This is a genomic window from Pedobacter sp., assembly GCF_035566355.1.
Lineage (GTDB): Bacteria > Bacteroidota > Bacteroidia > Sphingobacteriales > Sphingobacteriaceae > Pedobacter.
The window spans coordinates 1-20,046 of the sequence record NZ_DATMRL010000542.1 but is presented as its reverse complement, the minus strand read 5'-3'; the positions used below and the strand labels follow the sequence as shown (position 1 = coordinate 20,046).

The 20,046-nt window shown below is 43.0% G+C and carries 12 protein-coding genes; 5 read left to right on the top strand and 7 right to left on the bottom strand.

What is annotated here, in order from left to right; genetic code table 11:
* The coding region (locus VNZ46_RS21295) for a SusD/RagB family nutrient-binding outer membrane lipoprotein (protein ID WP_325562378.1) at positions 1-1,139 on the top strand (1,139 nt) is incomplete at its 5' end.
* A 53-nt stretch (positions 1,140-1,192) separates the two neighbouring features.
* On the opposite strand, the gene VNZ46_RS21290 is transcribed toward VNZ46_RS21295, so the two are convergent.
* From VNZ46_RS21290 to VNZ46_RS21260, 7 genes are all read right to left on the bottom strand, one after another.
* On the bottom strand, positions 1,193-2,902 hold the full coding sequence (locus VNZ46_RS21290) for a hypothetical protein (RefSeq protein WP_325562376.1): 1,710 nt from the start codon (positions 2,900-2,902) through the stop codon (positions 1,193-1,195).
* A gap of 10 nt (positions 2,903-2,912) precedes the next feature.
* Entirely contained in the window at positions 2,913-4,202 is a 1,290-nt protein-coding gene (locus tag VNZ46_RS21285; RefSeq protein WP_316837614.1) for an MFS transporter, read from the bottom strand.
* Positions 4,192-5,250, bottom strand: coding sequence for a glycoside hydrolase family 130 protein (locus tag VNZ46_RS21280; RefSeq protein ID WP_325562372.1), 1,059 nt, complete (start codon positions 5,248-5,250; stop codon positions 4,192-4,194). Before VNZ46_RS21280 ends, VNZ46_RS21285 begins: the two co-directional genes overlap by 11 nt.
* Before the next feature lie 35 nt (positions 5,251-5,285).
* Positions 5,286-6,773: a RagB/SusD family nutrient uptake outer membrane protein gene (locus tag VNZ46_RS21275; protein ID WP_325562370.1), complete on the bottom strand. Its 1,488-nt coding sequence runs from the start codon at positions 6,771-6,773 to the stop codon at positions 5,286-5,288.
* A 24-nt stretch (positions 6,774-6,797) separates the two neighbouring features.
* On the bottom strand, positions 6,798-9,875 hold the full coding sequence (locus tag VNZ46_RS21270) for a TonB-dependent receptor (protein WP_325562369.1): 3,078 nt from the start codon (positions 9,873-9,875) through the stop codon (positions 6,798-6,800).
* A 27-nt stretch (positions 9,876-9,902) separates the two neighbouring features.
* The gene (locus tag VNZ46_RS21265) at positions 9,903-12,407 is read right to left on the bottom strand and encodes a hypothetical protein (protein WP_325562367.1); all 2,505 of its coding nucleotides are present in this window, start codon (positions 12,405-12,407) and stop codon (positions 9,903-9,905) included.
* A gap of 76 nt (positions 12,408-12,483) precedes the next feature.
* Complete coding sequence (locus VNZ46_RS21260; RefSeq protein ID WP_325562365.1) at positions 12,484-16,623, bottom strand: hybrid sensor histidine kinase/response regulator transcription factor; 4,140 nt, start codon at positions 16,621-16,623, stop codon at positions 12,484-12,486.
* A 109-nt stretch (positions 16,624-16,732) separates the two neighbouring features.
* On the opposite strand from VNZ46_RS21260, the gene VNZ46_RS21255 reads away from it, so the two are divergent.
* The 4 genes from VNZ46_RS21255 to VNZ46_RS21240 all read left to right on the top strand — a co-directional run.
* A complete protein-coding gene (locus VNZ46_RS21255) occupies positions 16,733-16,981 on the top strand; it encodes a hypothetical protein (protein ID WP_325562364.1) in 249 nt (82 codons plus the stop codon).
* Between the two features lie 44 nt (positions 16,982-17,025).
* Complete coding sequence (locus VNZ46_RS21250; protein WP_108549884.1) at positions 17,026-17,463, top strand: RrF2 family transcriptional regulator; 438 nt, start codon at positions 17,026-17,028, stop codon at positions 17,461-17,463.
* Positions 17,464-17,552: 89 nt separating this feature from the next.
* Positions 17,553-18,347, top strand: coding sequence for a uroporphyrinogen-III C-methyltransferase (gene cobA, locus VNZ46_RS21245; RefSeq protein WP_108549885.1), 795 nt, complete (start codon positions 17,553-17,555; stop codon positions 18,345-18,347).
* A 152-nt stretch (positions 18,348-18,499) separates the two neighbouring features.
* Positions 18,500-20,046, top strand: a 1,547-nt coding sequence (locus tag VNZ46_RS21240) for a S8 family serine peptidase (RefSeq protein ID WP_325562362.1), incomplete at its 3' end; no start/stop codon positions are given.

Here is a 20,046-nt window from a genome sequence, read left to right as displayed (position 1 = left end):
CGGGTTTTAAGAATATTAGGACCATTGCGCGCATTTGGCAAAATTATATGTGGTCTTATCTTTTGGATGGTTGGGGAGATGTACCCTATACGGAAGCGTTTATGGGAATGCCTGGGGAGGGGAATCTTCTAAAACCGAAATATGACAAACAAGAAGATATTTTTCCGGCAGTGTTGGCGAATCTAAAAAAGATAGCGGATGAAATGGCTGCAGGACTGGGAACAGATAATGTGGGTGATTATGATATCGTTTATAAAGGAGATATGGTGAAATGGCAGAAGTTCTGTAACTCATTGCGGCTTCGAATGGCGATGCGTATTTCAGCGGTCGCCCCGGCACTCGCGAAATCAACGATTGAGGAAATTGCAGGAAATATGAATAAATATCCAGTTTTAGAAACAAATGCAGAGAATTGTTACTTGTACTGGCCTGGAAATTTGCCTTATATGGAGCCCTGGTACAAATCAGGAATTAATGGTAAACGAATTGACAACTGGGGAATGTTCGATATTTTTATGGATTACTTAAATGAGGTAAAAGATCCGCGAATTGCCGCTGTAGCACAAAAAGCGAATACAGGAACGTATGTTGGTTATCAAAATGGTCTGCCTTCGGGCCCGGCTGTGTTAAGATCTGTTTCCTGGATAGGGGAATATTATATCAATAATCCGTCTGGATATACACCATTCTACAAATCATGTGAGACCTATTATATTTTTGCCGAAGCGGCAATGCTGGGATATAATGTAGGAATGACTGCCGAAAGTGCTTATAATAAAGCTGTAATGATTTCAATGAAAGACAATGGAGTTTCGGATGCCGACGCCCAAACCTATCTCGCTGGCAAAGGTAAGTTTGACAATACGAAGGAAAGAATTTGGTGGGATATGTGGACCGCATTGTTTAAGGAAAATTATGAAGCATGGAGCCTATACCGGAGAACAGGAATACCTTCTACAAACTATCCTGCTATAAATTCGGCATTTAAAGGCAAACATAATGATCAGCCATGGCGATTGCCTTACCCAAATAATGAATATTTATATAATAAAGCGAATACGGAAGCTGCGGCCGTAGGAGTAGTTGACCAGGTGTGGGGAAAAAGACTATGGTGGGCAAAAGATAATGGTAAACAATAGTTTTGTATGTTTAGTCATACCCCGAAATTCTATTTTTCGGGGTATGACTATTTTTAGTTATAGCTAAAATCTATAATGTGTCCTTCAATATTGAGCTGATGGTTGATCACCTTCTCTTTTTTGCCCGCAGGTATACTGATCAGTACCGCAGATTGCATAGGCGAAACTGATAATTCAATGCCGGAGTTTATATTTCTGGCGATAAACTTTTTGGTGATTAGATTATAGATGTCAACTTTCCCTTTGGACACAGGGATATATTTGATTTTCTTCTTTACAGGATAAGGATTGTAAAGTAAGTCTGTTGGAAAGGTATTGTTCCCATAAAAATCTGTTGCATTTAAGTCCAGCTGTAAAATTCCTTCGACATTGGTTTTTTTAACAATACTGCCAAAAATCCCCACATGGCCGCTTCCATAAACACTAAACTGGGAAACCTCAGGATTTTTTCCGGGTACCCATTTGGGGCCATCACCCTGGGCAACGGGTGCTTTTAAATGGGTATACAGGGTGTCGAAGGTAGAGGCTTTAGCCATTCCTTCGTAGGCAATGACCCCTTTGGTCACCTTTGCAGATTCAGGGATGGTCTGATGTTCGGCCGGCATATACTGTGGATAGAACAGCCGGGAAGCATTTACCGCATTGAGCATCCATTTACCAATAGCATTGGCATACTGTGGTTGATATTTGACCAGAGGGACAAGGGGCCAGGCGGCATCAAAGGTATTCATCAGGAAACTATAGCCGCCATGATCTACTGTACTGCCTACAGTTCCGGAAATATCAAATCCGTTCCAGTTCCCGGTGAGAAAACCCCAGCCTTCCCTGCATACGGCTGTGCCCGCAAAAGTCCAGTCGAGCATTTTAGCCAGATTGAAATGGGTACCTTGCTCGGCATTCATACTGGCCGCCACGTAGGCTCCAAAAGGCATCAGTAATTCATAGGTTGGATTGATCTTTTGACTTTCCAGAGCATTCATAGCGCTTATTGCGCCTTGCAAATATCTTTTGTCTCCAAATTTTTTATAGGCGGCATACAATACATAGGCATGGCCTGCTGCTGCGTCGGGTTGCGCACAGATGGTATTGGTCATCGGTTTCATCTGGCCATAGTCAAAATAAGAATAGTGGTAATTGCCATTCAGTATAGAGTCTGCTTTAAAGAACTTTTCTGCAATGCTCCGGGCCATTTCTTTGAATCCGGGTTCCTGTGGATATTTCTCCCAGATGGCATAGAAAAGTACATTTGGGTAAACGTCATACCACCAGTCTCTTCCATAGCCTCCGCCCAGCAGGGCTACCTCGGGCGCGGTATTGTTCATCATAATGTCCCAGCCGGTGTCTTTGTTGAAGTAGTTCTTCAGCATGGCTACATAGTTGCGGCCCCGCTGATTGCTTTTGTTGATATTGACCAGGGATGCACCAAGTACAGCTCCCATATTGGCCAGGGCTTCATGGAACATACCTTTATTATGCGCTGGTCCCTGACGCACATCACCAATGGCCGTATACATACCCATTACCGGTTGATTAAAATTCTTTCCGGTACTGTCCATCCAAACCAAGGGCCAGTATTTGCCTGTAGCCTGGAAATCGTAAACGGTCCGGTCAAAATTAAGGGCCATCTTTTTCCAGTCGATGATTTGCAGAGGCTGAGGAAGGTCTGCCATTTGCTGTACACGGTCGATTGGGATTTGGCGGATTTGCGCCTGAGTGGTCGCAGATAATAAAAAGAGAAACAGGAGCTTAAAACTAAATTTCATAATCGGAGTTTTACAAAGTGGATTGCGCAACGGTGGCTTCAATTAAGGGTTCGGTTAGATTTGCAGGATCGGACATCAGTTTTCCTTGTTTAATAATCCCTTTGGCTACCCAGTAAGAGCTGAGCTGGATAATGGCTACGATAATGATGGCATACCTTAAGGCGATTTCATTGGAAAAACAATAGGCTAAAATCAAGAATGTCCCTGCACCGGTCAGCCTGCCGATATACAATCCGGCTTCATGGTTCAGAATATAAGCAAATTCGCTTCTTTTTTCCTTTTTGCTGAGCAAATCGATCACACTGAACTGAATGGGGAAGTAAGCTAGATCCAGCAGAGGTTTGGCTAACAACAGGAACAGCATAAACAGGATGACGCCCGTTTCATTAAATAAAATACCATTGATCAGTGCGGCGATGGTAAAGAGCACAAGGCCTGCACCAAAAACATAGACCCGATGCTGCGGCCCGGTGTTACGCCCGATGATGTACATCAGGACTGCGGCAAATACAGCACCCAGTGACTGTGCAGTTCCTAAAGCCCCCTCTTTTCCCAGCAGCAACATGATGAGCATAGCGGGAGCGGTTACCAGGAAGCCCTGAACGAGCCCTTTTAGTACGGCCAGGAAGAGCAGTCTGTACCAGTAGGAATCGAATTTGAAATAGATGAATTTTTTATGCACCGGGTTCTGAAATTTCCCCGTAAAACACATGGCTGAAGCTCCTATGGTGATGAGGAAGACCAGCCCTGTGACGATCTTATAAGCCAGTTTTGCATCTCCTGCATTGCCGGAAAGCTCTATGAACCAGCCGATGAGAACGGGTATGATGACGGCAATGATGGTGTAAAAGAACGTTTCCAGACCGTAATAATAATTCCGGTTGCTGTCATCAGTTGTAGCCAGGGCAAGAAAGTCGCGGTTGGCCCAATAGAAGCCAAAAGACATGCCCATAACGATTCCTGCAATGCCTATTCCGGTAATATCAAGTGTTTTCAAAGACATCATGATCATCATGGAAATACCGCTGAGTACCATTCCGAACGAGTAGAGGACTTTGATGGGGAAACGGTTCAACAACCAGCCGTTGATCAGAAAAGTAAGGGGAATACCCGTATAGATGGTGAGTTGGTAGACCACCACTTTGGTGGGGTCATTAGAGCTTCGCATCACATAGGCGGCCACAAAGATGTCAATCACGGGCAGCACAATACTGTAAATCAGATTGGTGAGCGTGAGTGTTTTGAAATTATGCGACTGGCTTTTAAAATGCAGCAGTTCTTTTTTGAGTTTAAGTAACATCAGCGTAGATTAGGGAGGATAAGATTTCCTCGATGGAAAATTGTGCGGCGCAGACAAATTCATCTGCGGCGCCATAATAAATTGTCAGCTCATCGCCTTTAACCACATGGCCGTTGGTGAATACAACTTTTCCAAAAAAGCCGCTGAGTTCATAATCTTCAGCAGGCACCATAATGGGGTCGTCTGTTCTGGCCAGAACTTTTGAAGGGTTGTTCAGGTCCATTAGAAAAGCGCCGAGACAATAACGGTGTTCTGCGTTGGCACCGTGATAGATCTCCAGCCATCCTTTGGAGGTTTTGATAGGCGCAGCGCCTGCACCTACTCTTTTACTGTCCCATTTGTCTTTCCTGGTTTTGATGATGCATTGGTGTTTCCCCCAGTGCAGGCCATCTGGTGATTCGGCAATCCAGATGAAGTTTCCACCCAGGTCTACACTGCTTGGCCGATGAAGGGCATAGAATTTTCCGTTCACTTTTTCTTCGAAAATAGCGCAGTCTTTATTGTGTGGCGGGATGATGACACCTTCAGACTGGAAATTTTTCCAGTCTTTTGTGGTCCGCATACCCACGGCAACACCATTTTCCGATACCGCAGTATAAGTCAGGTAGTAAAGGCCATCGATCAGGGCTACCCGGCAGTCTTCTATGCCGAAGCTCTCCTGGTTGTTTTCTCCCTGTAAAAGAGGGTAACCCTCTGGTTCATAAAAATGGATGCCGTCGTCGCTGCGCAGGAGTCTTAAATGGGAAAGGGTAGTCAGATAATCCAGTCCTTTATAATTAATGACACGGGGATCGATAGCAATCAATTCTGGATGATTGACTTCAATTTCCATGATCTGGATTCCGGCGCTGCTGAGCACCGGAAAGGAGATATGGGTTTCCTGCTGGGCTGGCCGTTCGGCTACCCGCACCAGCAGCCAGGTTCTTCCTTCAAAAATGAATACACCTGGATTAAGGAGGCAGGTAATTTCTAAACCTGCTAAACTGGGTTTAAGGTCTGTTGGACGTAGGAGTGGGTTTTGTGTACATCTTTTTGCAAGGTCTTTCATAGAATGGGTTGATAAGCTGAAAAAATCATTTTAAGTTAATAACCTGGATTTTGGGTAATTGTTCCTCCCGATTTGTCTACCTCGCCCTGCGGAATGGGGTATACATAGTTGCGGTCCTGGAAATTGACCCCGATGGATTTCAGGAAATCTTTGGCCAGGCCCCACCTTTTAAGATCGTTAAATCTTTGGGATTCAAAGCCCAGTTCTACACGTCGTTCCTGTACAAGCCAGCTTTTGATCTGGGTTTTATTCGTTACCGTAACATCCCGGTCTGGCAAGGTACCTGCAGGAGTAGCAGTACCACTTGCTGTTACACTATTCCTTGCCCTGGTCCGGATGCTGTTGATGAGGCCAATGGCTCCGGAGTAATTACCGGTTTCCAGAAGTGCTTCCGACTTCCAAAGCAGTACATCTGCCCATCGGATGTATATTTTATTACTGGCTGCGTCTTCATTACCTTTATTGTGGTCGGTGAGCTCCCCGAAAATCTTGTAAACATTTTGTTTGCTCACATCAACGGTATATCCAAGTCTTGGATCGTTAGGTTCAAAGGCACTGATGAAATTGCTGGTTGGAGCGATAAATCCCCATCCGGCAAGTGCACAAAGACCGTTCCCCATGGCGGGTGTTTGTGCGGACTGGTGGTTATACGCAAATATGACTTCACTGTCGCTGAATTTTTTGGCCAGGTTGAAGCTGTCAAAATAGTTGCTGTTTAAGCTGTAGAAATTTGATGCCTCAAGTTCTGCAATATTGGTTAATACTTCTTGCCATTTCTGGTTATAGAGTGCTACCTTAGCTTGCAATGCCAGTACGGCACCTTTGGATACCCGCCATTTGTCTGTGTCATCTGAATATTTACTGTTGGGCAGGAGCGGTTTTGCTGCAGCAAGGTCTGCACTGATTTGTGCCCAGATCTGTGCCTTCGGAACTCTTTTTGCAGCTTCATAAGCATCATTGAAATCTTTTAAAGGTTTGAGTAAAAGAGGCGTGTCACCAAAATTATTCACCAGATCAAAATAATAGAAAGCCCTGAGAAAATAAACTTCTCCAAGCATTCTGTTCTTTAATGTGGGGGCTATTCCTATTTTCGAAACGACCGCATCGTCGGTCAGATAGCTGATGGCTTTGTTACACCTGGAGATCCCTTCGAAGTCATAGCTCCACTGGCCATTAAAGCCGCCGTTACTGGCCGTAAAGTTGAATTTTGAAAATTCATCCATCCAGGCCTGGTCACCATCAGGGTTCCATTTCTTCTGCATATCACCCGAAGCAATATCCTGTAGTATAAAGTCATTCCTCAGTACAGTGCCGTCATCCCATCCCCATTGGCCGATAATGTTCAATGTGCTGGCGAGGAGTTTATAGGAGGAGGTTACTGAGGAGCTCACCGTTCCGAGTTTTGGATCTGTGCTGATCTGATCTGGGGTAATTAAGCCTATAGGGGCTTTATTGAGTTCTTTTTTACATCCTGCACCAAGAATAATGACCAGCAATGCCATAAATTTATATGTTGATTTCATTTCTTTTAGTTTAGCGTGTAAGCATTAAAATTTAACATTTATACCAAACAGGAATGCCCTGGATTGAGGGTAGGTTCCCATGTCTATGATGTCTGTGGATTCCGGATCCAGGCCGGTATATTTGGTAATGGTAAACAGATTTTGACCAGAAACATACAAGCGTACATTCTGCACACCAAGCTTTGTGCGGGAAAGCAAGGATTTAAGGGAGTAACCAATCTCTACGTTCTTTAAACGCATATAAGATGCATTCTCCACAAAGATGCTGGAGGTTTTGCTACTGCCATTGTCATTAAATGTAGAGCGTGGAATGGTATTGCTGGTACCTTCGCCATGCCAGGCATCCAGGGTTCTTACAGAGTGATTGAAGGGTCTGGAATCGTAATCGATAATCTTTTTGAGATCATTGTATTTTTCAACGCCCTGTACCCCTTGGAATAAAGCCGTAAAATCGAAACCTTTATAACTTGCAGATAAGTTTAATCCATAAGAGAATCTTGGATTAGGATTGCCGATATAATCTCTATCCTGATCATTGATCACGCCGTCTCCATTGAGGTCTTTGAATTTAATATCACCTGGTTTTTCGGTAGGATTAGGGGTGCCATGCAGATAATTGGTGATTTCCGCCTGGTTTTGGTAGATCCCATCCATAACATAACCATATAAGGCATTAAGCGGATGGCCAACTTCAGTTTTGGTAACTTGCCCGATGATATAAGGAAGGTTTGGATGCAGTTTTTCTACACGATTGGTCAGCGTTCCAATGTTTCCATCAATACTGTATTTAAAAGCTTTGTCATTGTTCCGGTAGCTTAAAGCAATCTCGATACCTTTATTGCTTACTTCGCCAGCATTGACAATGGTGGGTTGAAGATCACCAACAAATGCCGGCAAGGACAATGGGAGCAGGATACCACTGGTTTTTTTCTTAAAATAATCTACAGACAGGTAGATCTTGTTTTTGAGTAAACCCAGGTCCAGACCGATGTTCTGTTGTGAGGTACTTTCCCATTTCAAATCGGGATTACCGAATCGCAGCGGTTTATACTCTTCCCCAACTTTTTGCAGCAAGGTGAGGAAGGTATAATTTCCAATTTCCTGGTTGCCTAGTTTTCCTGTGCTTAACCGGAGTTTTAAATCAGATATCCAGCGGACGTCTTTCATGAAAGCTTCTTCGGAGATTCTCCAGCCGGCAGATACGGAAGGGAAATAACCCCATTGGTTGTTAGGACCAAACCTGGACGAAGCGTCTGCTCTGAAATTCCCCGTAATCAGGTATTTAGAATCAAAGGTATACGTAGCAGAACCAAACAGAGAGAATAAAGTCCATTCTGCACCTGATCCTGAATTCCAGAGGTTGGTGAGGGAGTTTCCATAATCAAGATATTGAAATTCTGGCTGTGTGTACTCGAAACGATTCCTTGTACCACCGATGGAAGAGGAATGATTGGTAATGTATTCACTCCCAACCATGGCGCTGAAGGCATGCTTGTCAATGGTTTTGCTGTAATTTAGGGTATTGTTCCAGGTGATGGTGCTTTCCTGTCCGCGGTCTTCATTTAATGAATTTGGCCGGTTCTTTCTTCCAAGACCTTTGTCTGGGGTATCCCCACCACCGTCATCATCTCCAAAGTTTTGGTTGAAGGCTTTGTTGTGGGTGAAGTTTAAATCTACGCCCACATTGGTTCTGAATTTTAGTTCTTTATTTCCCAGAAAAGCATATTCTCCGTAAATGTTTCCAAAGGTCTTAAAAATATACCTTTTGTCGTTGGTGAAATAAGCCAATGCAATGGGGTTACTGCTGTATTCGTACCTGCTTTGATAGCCACCACTGGCCAGATCACTGTTTTTGTAGAAGGGAAGATCTGTAAAAGGGTCTGCTGCAGACCAGGTTGGATCATCCGGACTTTTGTAAACCGGAATCACAGGGGGCCTGATGAAAGCATGGCGAATGATTCCGGGCTCATCTCCCTTGGAAGAGAGTTTGTCTTGTTTAGCATAGGAAAGCTGTAAGTTGCTTCCAACTGTCAGCCGGTCAGTTAAACTGGCGGTAATGTTACTTCTGAACGTTAAACGCTGATATTGATCATTTTTATATACTACAATACCATCTTGTCCATAGTAAGCACCCGATAATAAATACCTGACTTTATCACTTCCTCCGCTGGCACTGAGTTGCAAGTTCTGGGATTGCCCGGTTTCAAACAGCTCCTTCAGCCAGTCTGTATTGGCAAGGTCAGTCCGGCTTTTGTCTGCAGTATATGGATTTGTTCCAGTGTACCCTGAGTTGTTCCAGGATTCTTCCATCTTGTTCATATACTGCGTTGTATTGAGCATCTTAGGGAGATGGCTGACCCGCTGAATCCCTCTGAAATAGTTGATGTCCAAACTTGTTTTTCCTGCACTACCCATTTTTGTCGTGATCACAATGACACCTGCAGATGCCCTTGAACCGTATATAGCTGCGGCAGATGCATCTTTAAGCACGGTAACGGACTGCATGTCTGATGGGTTGAGAAAAGAAATATCCCGGGTTGGCGTTCCATCAACAATAAATAAAGGACTGTTGTCTCCAAATGTACCCTCTCCACGGATACGGATGTTGATGGGTTCTCCTGGTGCACCTGTACTTTGAGTGATCTGTACGCCAGCCACCTGTCCCTGCAGGACTTGTGCCACATCTGCAACTCTTCTTTGCTCGAGGTCTGGCATGTTCACTGAACTTACTGCACCCGTGAGGTTAGATTTTTTCTGCGAGGTATAACCCAGGACCACAACTTCATTCAGGGATTCCTGATTTTCTTTTAGCGTGATGTTCATCATGGAATTGCCGTTAACAGCCAGGGTTTGCTTCACATAACCCACGTAATTGAAGGTAAGAGACGGGTTTGATCCTTCCTTGAGGACAATGGTGAATCGTCCCTGCGTGTCTGTCATTGTACCATTCTGCGTGTTTTCCTGAATCACACTTACGCCGGGCAATCCGGCGCCGGTGATGTCTTTTACAGTCCCGGATATTTTGGTCTGGGCATAAAGACTTTGGCTTGCTCCGAACAGGCAGAGCAGCAGGAGCCATAGTGAATTGATCTTTAATTTCATTTGGTTTTTTTGTAAAGGTTTAAATCATTAGTTTTTATTTAACTTTTGTGTTTTCTGATAATCAGGGTCCATTTCGGGCCTTCTGAGCCCTGCGACTTCATTTGCCATCAGGATAAAGATGTTCCAGCAAAGGCCTTTTGTGGAAGGCCACCAGCTCTCTGTCGTGGTCCATTTGGTTGGAATGAATTCTTTACTGAATGGCCATTTTGGATGGAGGTTGATTTCGGCCCACGCCCGGTTTTCCATAAGTGCCGGGGCTTTTTTCCAACCATGTTTCAACCCGGTTACATAGGCACAGTATTCTGCCCGTAACCAGCTTCCGCCATTGTAATAAAACCCATCATTCTTTCCGTCCGCATAGTTGGATGCGCCGAATGCTTCAAAAGGCTGGTAGTCTGCACTGAGATAGGCATAACCAGGAGGCTTTTGAGTTAACCGGATACAAATAGGGGCAGTAGTTCCATATTCAGGATGAGGTGCGTCTGGTATTTTATTGAGCAGGGGGAACTGATCAAGGTGGCTGGTCACCATTTCGTCCTGGAGTATCGGTCTGTTGAACAGCCACAGGGAGAAGAATTCCGGTTCCAGGTCTGTCAGCGAGATGATATCAGGATAGTTCCTGTCAAAAAGCAGGTGTTTTCTTTTTGGATCATAGAAATTTCTGTATTCCTGCTCGGTCTTTTCGATATAGCTTTCTTCTACAGGATAGCCGAGCTCTTTGATGGTTCTTAAAGCAATGGCCAGCATGCCCTGGTTTACAGCCAGTCGATCTGTTTTAGGTTCATAATCTATGATGTCGACCTGGCTCATGGGGAAATGGGACCGGCATTTACCGTCTTTCCCAGCATCGAATTCGTTCAGAACATAGTCAACAGCTTTTTTAATCTTTTCTTCGGGTAATTTGACACCGAACCTCCTTTTGTTGAGCATGGCCCAAATGAGCCATTCAATAGTTGCTTCATTGTCTTTGGCTTCAGTAGAACCCATGGAAGGCGTAATAATGGTGCCAATACCGCCTTTAGGTGTTTGTGTTTTTGACCATTGTTCCCAAATACCAAGATTTAAGTCTTTATTGTAGGTCGCCACAGTAGAGAAAAAGGAATCCCGGTTGTACATGTCCGGAGAATAATTCATGTTGGGTACATTGAAGGGGTTAAAATCGTTAACTGCTGTAATCCAGGTTAGCGCATTCATATTTCCATAGAGCATTTTTTCCAGAGTCGTCCCGCGGAAACCAAGCCCTTCCGCAAGTTTGCTCTGCGAGGAGATCATGAATTCTTTGTGGTTTTTCCAGGGTTCAAAAAAAAGGTAGCTGGTTTTTTCTATACTTTCTCCCATTGGCAATACATTATAAGCTTCCCGGAGGGGGTTATGTTCTTCTATTTTGAAGTCTTTGACTTGTAAGGTTCCTGCCCTACCGGATTGGATTCCGATAAACAGAGAAACACTGTCTTTTTCTATATATGGAACCAAAATACTGCCTTTAAACAGTGTCCATTTGTCTTTTTTAACACTGAAGTTGTCAATGTATTTCAAGCCCTCTTCGAGTTCAATGGTCTTTTTCCCATTTTTAATCCGGAATAATTTAAGCGCAAGAGGAACTTCCCCTTTGCATTGAAAGGAAATGGTATACACCTGCTGGTCCCGAAAGGGAACAATCGTTTCCATGCCTTTTTCACCTGGCTTTCCAGATTTGAAATCCATACCGAAGTTGTGTGCCTGTTGTTGTATATGTGGAATTCCGATAGGGCGAAAGGGTTTCTTAAGGATAAGAACCCTTGTGGTTCCAGCATCCAGGTTATACATCTCGCCAAAGGTCATTTGTATATAGTCTTTTCCTGAAGCCTGCTCTTTTTGACTTGCTACAGCCATTAATTCGGGATCAGGTAACTTACGCAAGCCTACCATGCCGCCGCCTCTTCCATTAAACCGGCGACGGGTGGTCCTGGTGTATTGGTTTTTGTAGCCGGCATCGGTTAAAAAGGAGAGGAGCATATGCTGAGAGCTAATGAATCCAACGGAAGGAAACATTTCATGTACAAAGCCCCCCGGAAAATGTTCATGTTCAAAACTGACATAATTCAGGGGTTTTTGTGCCGGAATGAAACGTTCTCTTAAAGTATACATAAGAGAAGGCATCCCAGGCTGAAAGAGGCGGATTGTTTTTTTGACGATATTTTTATGGAGTACCTGGTAGGTCACTTTTACGCTGAGGTTCAGGTCAAGTTCGGGGATATAGCTTTCTCTGGTCAGGACAAGTGTACTGTCATTGCCGGTCCAGGTCTTTCCTGTCCAGGAAGAGAGGAGTGATTCTGCACTATGGTCCGTATTGGTCAGCCTTAAAGAGAACTCTTCTGTATTGTTTAACAGGGGCTCGCTTCCGTTCATGATAACTGCTTTGTAGCCTTTTAAGGTATCGCCAACGACACTTAGACGGAGCTGGGCTGATGTGGCCTGGTAGAGCAAAGCCAAAGCAATAAAGTGGAAAAGAAACAGCTGCGGAAATTTCCGGCGAAATGAGATTAGGTTCATCAGCTACATATTTGGTTGAAACAAATGTAGAGCGGAAGTATCTTGAAGTGGTGTACTATAGTTGCAAACTAGTTCACTATGATTGCACAGGTGGTATGTTTGTTTCGTATTGCCGCTGTCTGAATTCATTGGGGGCACAGTGATACGTCTTTTTGAACTCCCTGAAAAAATAAGACTTGTTGTTAAATCCTGTTCTGTAAAAGATCTCAGAAACGGTATATTGAGAAGCCAGCAACATATCAGCTGCATGTTTTAATCGTATTCTTCTGATAAACTCTGCTGGTGTCATTCCCGTTAAGGATTTAAGACGGCGGTACAACTGCATTTTACTAATGGAAAGCGCATCTTCAATTGAAGCGGCATTCAGCTCTGGCTCATCCAGTTGTTCTTCTATAACTTTTAACAATCTTTCGAGGAATTTTTTATCGGTTTCTGCAAGGTCAGCATCTGTAAATTGGCTGCTGATGTGTTGGTCTTTCAACAACTGCTGCATTTTTGAACGGTTGTCCAGGAGTTTTTTTATTCTTACCAGGAGGTGGCTGATGTGAAATGGCTTGGGGATATAGGCATCTGCACCGACTTCAAATCCCTCTGTCTGATGTTCTATCGTGGCTCTGGCGGAAAGGATAATAAAAGGGATCTGTGCGGTAACAGGCGTGTTTTTGACTTCCTGGCATAATTGTATTCCATCCATGTCTGGCATCATCACATCGCTGATGATTAAATCTGGAGTGATTTTTCGCAAAGTATTCAGCGCCTCCGTTCCGCTGCCAGCTTCATAAACCAGATATTGATCCTTCAATATATTACGAAGCAGATAACGAAGCTCAGGTTCATCTTCAACAACCAGGATGCTGGGGCCTGTTTTCTGATGCAGCTCATCAATCAGGCTGGTTTTATTTTCTTCTTCTGCTGAGGGTTGCTGATGCTGTTTGATCAAAGAGCTGAACACCATAGAAGGGGCCGAACTGATCACCTCTTCTTCTTTTCCATTAAAAGGCAGAGAATCCAATTGGAGATTCAGGCTGAAATGGATCCAGCCATCCTGCAGTTCTGCCTTAATTTCTGCGCGAAGCAGCTGCACGAGTTCTTTGGTAAATGCTAAACCAATTCCTGTGCTGAATTTATGCTGGGGCTGCTGATTGCCTACAAAAAACTGATCAAATAATCTTTCCAGATCTTTTGGCTGCAGATGGCAACCCGAATTGGAAACTATAATGCAAAGCTTGTGGTTTTCTTCCTGGTAACTGGCAGTAAAATGTACGGTGTCCTCCTGACCAGAATGTTTGAAAGCATTGGATAGTAAATTGAAAAGTATTTTTTCAAGTTTGTCTTTGTCCACGAATCCGGTTATGCCTTCCTGAATTTCTATGAAGTATTTCCGGCCGTCTTTGGCACTCTCTGTCAGGAAAAGCTGTGCGAGGCTGGAAAACATTTTGCTCAGATCTACATAATCATCATTCCTGGTTAGGTAACCCGCTTCTGCTTTTCTGAATTCCATGAGTTGCTGCACAAGATAGCTGAGCCGAACGGTATGCTGATGTATCATAGAAAGGAAATAGTTATTTCCAGTGTCCTTTCTGTTGTTTTCTTTGTTTTTAGAATGAAGATAATGTTCTATGGAACCCATAATCAACGTGAGCGGTGTTTGTATTTCGTGGGCAATATTGGTGAAAAAATTGAGGCGTTGCTGGTGTACAGTTTCATCTTTTTGCCGGAGCAAATGCTCCATTTCCAGCTGATATTTCATCCGTAGCTTGTTTTTACGGTAGACGTAAAAAATATAGGCAGAAATGGCAAGAACAAGAAAATATAAAAGGAGAGCCGGATAAGTGATCCAAAAATATTGGTTCACTTTAAGTTTAAAGATCCTGATGTCACCCGTCCAGCCACCTTCCCCGTTAGACCATTTTAGCATCATGGTATAGGTTCCGGGTGGGATATTGTTGTAACTGATATTGCCCATAGCCCCTGAATAATTCCAGTTTTTATCCAGGCCTTCCAGTTTATAAGAAAATTCATTCTTGGCCGGATTCAGGTAACTCATGGATTTTAGAGACATGCGGAAGAAGTTATTTTTGCGGTCTAATGTATACTCCGTCGTCTCACCCTGTGCGGTGCTCAGCACCTGGATCATATTCTCATTGATTGGCGTACTGCCCATTTGAAGGTCTTTGACCATGACATTGGGCTGCTGGCTGGTCCCGGTGACCTCCAGGGGTTGAAAGTAATTGAATCCATAGATTCCTCCAAAGAAGAGGTGTCCATTGGCCGATTTCCATACAGCTCCATCACTGAATTCATTGCTTTGAAGTCCGTCGCTTTCCATAAAACTGGCAATAGCATTTCCTGGCTGGTTTAATCTGGCCAATCCTTTATTTGTACTGATCCAAATGTCGCCGGTATTGGACTCCTCAATAGCATGGATGGTGTTGTTGGGTAGGCCCTGGTCCATAGTGAATTTGAGGAATGCAGGGCTTTGTTTTTTAGATTCTGAATAAGTAAGGCAGTTCAGTCCGTAGCTGGTACCAATCCATAATCTTTTTTTCTTATCCATGTACAGGGAAAGTACATCATTATTGGACAAACTGTTTTTATAAGAAAACGCTTTATAGGTCTTAAATTTGCCGGTTCTCTTATCCAGAACGGTCAGCCCGCCATAACGGCAGGCAATCCACAGCTTCTGGTTATCTCCATCGGCAAGGGCGTAAATGATGTCATTGGCTGGACCTGTAGTTCCACTGGATAGGTATTGTTTAAAGCTGTCCAGTTTTAATTTCCCAGAGGCTTGTGGTTTCAATCGCAAATGAATTAATCCGCTGCCGCTGGTACCCAGCCATAATGAACTGTCCTGGTCTTCCAGAATAGCATACACTGAACTGAAAGAAGGAATGTTTTTTACCCCCTCAATTTCCTGCCATTTGATCATTCTCCTGGCCTTCAGGTCGTAAATGTTGATTCCTCTTCCGTCGGTGCCTATATACATATAAGTAGAAGACCTGTTTTTGTGAATAGAGAAAACGGCATCGTTATCCAGGCCATTACTGGTGTTGAGCAGTTCAACAGCTCTTTGCTTTTCAGGGGTTTGCCAAAATTTTGGGATCTTTATAATCCCATTGCCTTTGGTACCGACCCACAGATTGCCGTTCTCTTCAGAAAAGCTTCTTACAGGCTTGTCCAGATCGGTAACAGCCATCTTGCTGACCAGACTGAAATAATTGGAACGGGGAAAGATTTTAATCAGGCCATTGCCATCTGTTCCCAGCCATAGGATCTCATTCCTGGTGGTGTTTAAAGACATCACCCTGGTTCCAGACAGTTGCCCTGCTTCTTTGTTCATGAACAGGGATGGACTGAAATTCTGATCAAAAACGGAAATTCCCTGAGTTTCCCAGGCTACAATATAATGATGACGATAGTAGATCAGTGCTTTCATTTTTTGCTGGTTACTCCTCTTTTTCACCAGATGATGCTGTTTGTCCAGAAGGTATATGTATTGCGGGCTGGTCAGAATAATTTGGTCGTTGCTGGTGAACATATTGGTCAGACCAGAAAATCCTTCCAGTTGTTGTACCCTGTGTATGCTATTTCCGGTAATTGTACAGACATAAAGGATACTATTATTGTCCAAAAGCCAGAGTTTTCCATCCGATCCTGTTTCCATTTTAATTATCCTGCTTGCCATAGGAAGCTTAACCGATCTGAATTGCAGGGTAACGGCATCAAAAATACTCAGCCCGTTTGCTTTGCTATAGCAAAATACATGGCCCTTGAGGTCGATCGTTAAGATAAATTCCTTTTCAGCAACACGGCTGTCCTTGCCTTGGTTATAAAAATATTTAAAGAACTTACCACTTGTTTTGTTAAAACGCGTAATTCCCCCAATGGTACTGACCCAGATGTTCCTGTTTTTGTCTTCTTTAATATCCTGGATTACATTATTTCCAATGCTGCCATAGGGACTTTCGTTATTGTAATTAAATACTCTGAAGCTGTTTCCGTCATACATGTTGAGTCCATCCCATGTACCGGCCCAAAGCAATTGATCAAGATCCTGGAAAACAACATTGACGGCACTATTTGACAGTCCGTTCCTGTTGTCCATTTGCTGAAAATAAAACTGCCTGGGCTCATTGAGCTGATCGGAAAATGCATTAGCCCTTCCGCAAATAACAAGGAAAAAAAGAATGATAAACAATTTACTGCGGTTTTGCATGGTCTCTTTTAAAAGCAATAACAATAAAATAATCAGGCGTATACCAATAAATGTAAACAATTATTGTGTTGAATCGTTTATGGTGTTGAATAATCTAATTTTTCAGACCATGACCTATAAAGAACTTCTTCAAACGCTGGCAGATAAGTCTTCGGCCAATTATAAAGACTACCTGCAATCAAAAATAGATATCCTGCTGAGACCTGAGGATGAATTGCTGACAGATAAAGTACAACAGTATAAAGATGCTTCTACGCATTATGAAAAGAAATTTAGTGCTGTACTTGCGATGGCCAGAAACGAAGAAGAACTGGACCGGACTGTTCCGGAGGAGGAAATAAATGCGGCGTTGAAATAATTGCGTTGTTATTATCGCTAAATCTTTGTTAGCTTTGTTAGACTATGTTATCAAAGAAAACTAAGTATGCAATAAAGGCTTTAGTGGCCTTGGGAAAGAATATAGAAAATCCTCCTATGCAGATCGTTAGGCTGGCTGAGCAGGAAATGATCCCAAGAAAGTTTCTGGAGCAGATTCTGCTTGATCTAAGAAATGCAGGTTATCTGTACAGTAAAAAAGGTGCCGGTGGAGGATATAGCCTGAATAAGGATGCGAAAGATATCTACCTGGTGGATATTTTGAGGATTACTGATGGACCCATTGCTATGGTGCCCTGTGCCAGTTTAAAGTTCTACAGAAAGTGTGATGAATGCCATGATGAGGTAACCTGTGGTATCAGGAAAACTTTTATTGATGTGAGGGATGCAACATTGAAGATCCTGACACATACGTCTATAGCAGATGTTATCGCCCGGGAAACGTCTGATCCTCTGCAATTTTAAAATATTTCAATAAATAACTACTACTTACATAGACTTTATATATATTTGTATTCCAATACAGATATTATTTAGTCATTTATTGTAGGAGTATGATTTTAAGTAAAGTTAAAAATGGCCTTAAAGAGCCTAAAATAACCTTAGTAGGTGCAGGTCCAGGTGATCCGGACCTGATCAGTTTGAAAGGCGTCAAAGCACTTAATGATGCAGATGTTGTCCTTTATGATGCCCTGGTTAATGAAGCCTTGTTAAATCATGCACCTGAAAATGCCATTAAAATATTTGTTGGAAAGAACTCGGGTGATGAATCCTTTTCTCAGGATGCAGTTAACCGGCTCATGATTGATTATGCTTTGAATTATGGCCATGTGGTTAGACTCAAAAGCGGCGATCCGTTTGTTTTTGCAAGGGGATTTGAAGAAGTAGATTTTGCAGAATCGTATAATATTCAGACCGAAATCGTTCCTGGTATTTCCAGTGCAACGGGTGTTCCTGGTTTACATAAAATCCCGATGATCTATAGTAATTTAAGCGAGAGCTTTTGGGTACTGACAGGAACAAATGCTTCGGGTGAGATTTCTCCGGATTTGGTAGGTGCTGCCAAATCAACGGCGACTGTTGTGGTGCTGATGGGCGTGGAAAGAATCCGGGAAATTGCAGCGATATTTCAGTCTGAGGGTAAAAACCGATTGCCTGTAGCTGTTATAGAAAATGGGTCGACGGTACATGAGAATGTAGTTGTCGGGATTGTAGATACGATAGAAGAACTGATTGAAGAAAAAGGAATTGCTTCACCTGCTTTACTTGTATTTGGCAATGTGGTGTCTCTGCACCCTCTATTTTCGCCGATACGGAACTTTTATCATTTGCTTGCAGGAGAAGAGTAGAAGTCAAGGAAACTTATTGATTGTTTAATTTATATTTATTGTGAAGAGGCCAGAATTTATTTCTGGCTTCTTCGTTATAGAGCAGATAAGCTGAAATATGAAATAACCATGTACTCTCATATTTTAATTAGATTTGCTCAAATTTAAATGTTATGAATATTATAAAAACTGAATTTTTATCTAAAAAAATATTTGGAATCGCTTTACTGGCGGCAGTTCCTTTTTTCTCTTTTGCTCAAAAACCGAACTGGCAGAACCTGGATCTCAAAACAGATTCGACTTTTGGTATCAGTACAGAGAAAGCCTATACTGAATTGCTGAAAGGTAAAAAATCAAAACCGGTAGTGGTTGGTGTACTGGATGGCGGGGTAGATTACAACCACGAAGACCTGAAAAGGATCATGTGGGTAAATAAAAAAGAGACGCCTGGAAATGGAAAAGATGATGATAAAAATGGTTATATAGATGATATCCATGGTTGGAATTTTTTAGGCTCAGCTAAAGGTTCTATTGATCATGAAGCGCTTGAACTTACCCGTATTTTAAGAAGAGATGAACCAAAATTTGGCCATGCAGATGCTACTTCTGTAGCTGCAGCAGATTTACCTGCTTTTGAGGCTTACCAGAAGATGAAGGCAGAATTTGAGCAGAAACTGGAAGAAGCTAAGTCAGGTCTCGAAAATATTACAGGTTTTAAGAATGCCGTTGATGCCGTGGTGAAGAAAATAGGCAAGGACAATCCGACAGCTGCAGATTTTCAAAGTTACCAGCCACAAAATGAGTTAGAGGGGCGCATAAAAAGTATTATGCTGAACCAGTTGCAAACGCAGAGCTATGAGGAGTTTTATAATGCTCAGCTGGTTGAAGGCTTAAAATATTATAAGGGACAGGTAGACTACAATCTGAACCTGTCTTATGATCCAAGACCTGAATTGGTTGGAGACAACTATGCTGACAGCAAAGAACGCTTCTATGGTAATAACGATATTACAGGTCCGGACGCTAAACACGGAAGCCATGTTGCTGGTATCATTGCTGCCGACAGAACCAATAACATTGGTATCAAAGGGGTCGCTGACAATGTACTGATTATGGGGGTAAGAGCAGTTCCGGACGGTGACGAAAGAGATAAGGACGTGGCCAATGCCATTCGATATGCGGTAGATAATGGAGCTAAAGTGTTAAATATGAGCTTTGGAAAGCCCTATTCATGGGACAAGAAAGCAGTTGATGAAGCCGTAAAATATGCGATGTCTAAAGATGTACTGCTCATTCAGGCGGCTGGTAACGATAACAAAAACCTGGACGTTGAAAAGAGTTTTCCAGACCGCAGATATGAAGGCGGTGGCGAAGCCGGTGCTTATATTACAGTAGGTGCTTCGGGTTGGGTAAACGATTCCACTTTAAAAGCAAGTTTCTCTAACTACGGAAAAACAACTGTAGATGTATTTGCTCCGGGAGAGCGCATTTATTCTACTGTTCCGGGTTCTAAATATGAGAATCTGGATGGAACAAGTATGGCTTCTCCGGTTGTGGCAGGACTGGCAGCTTTGATCCGTTCTTATTATCCAAAATTATCTGCTTTACAGGTAAAAGATATCATTTTGAAATCTGTTGTAAAAGTAGATCATAATGTAAATGTAAAGATTGGCGAAGAAACCAAATCTGTTCCGTTTTCAGATCTTTGTGTTACTGGTGG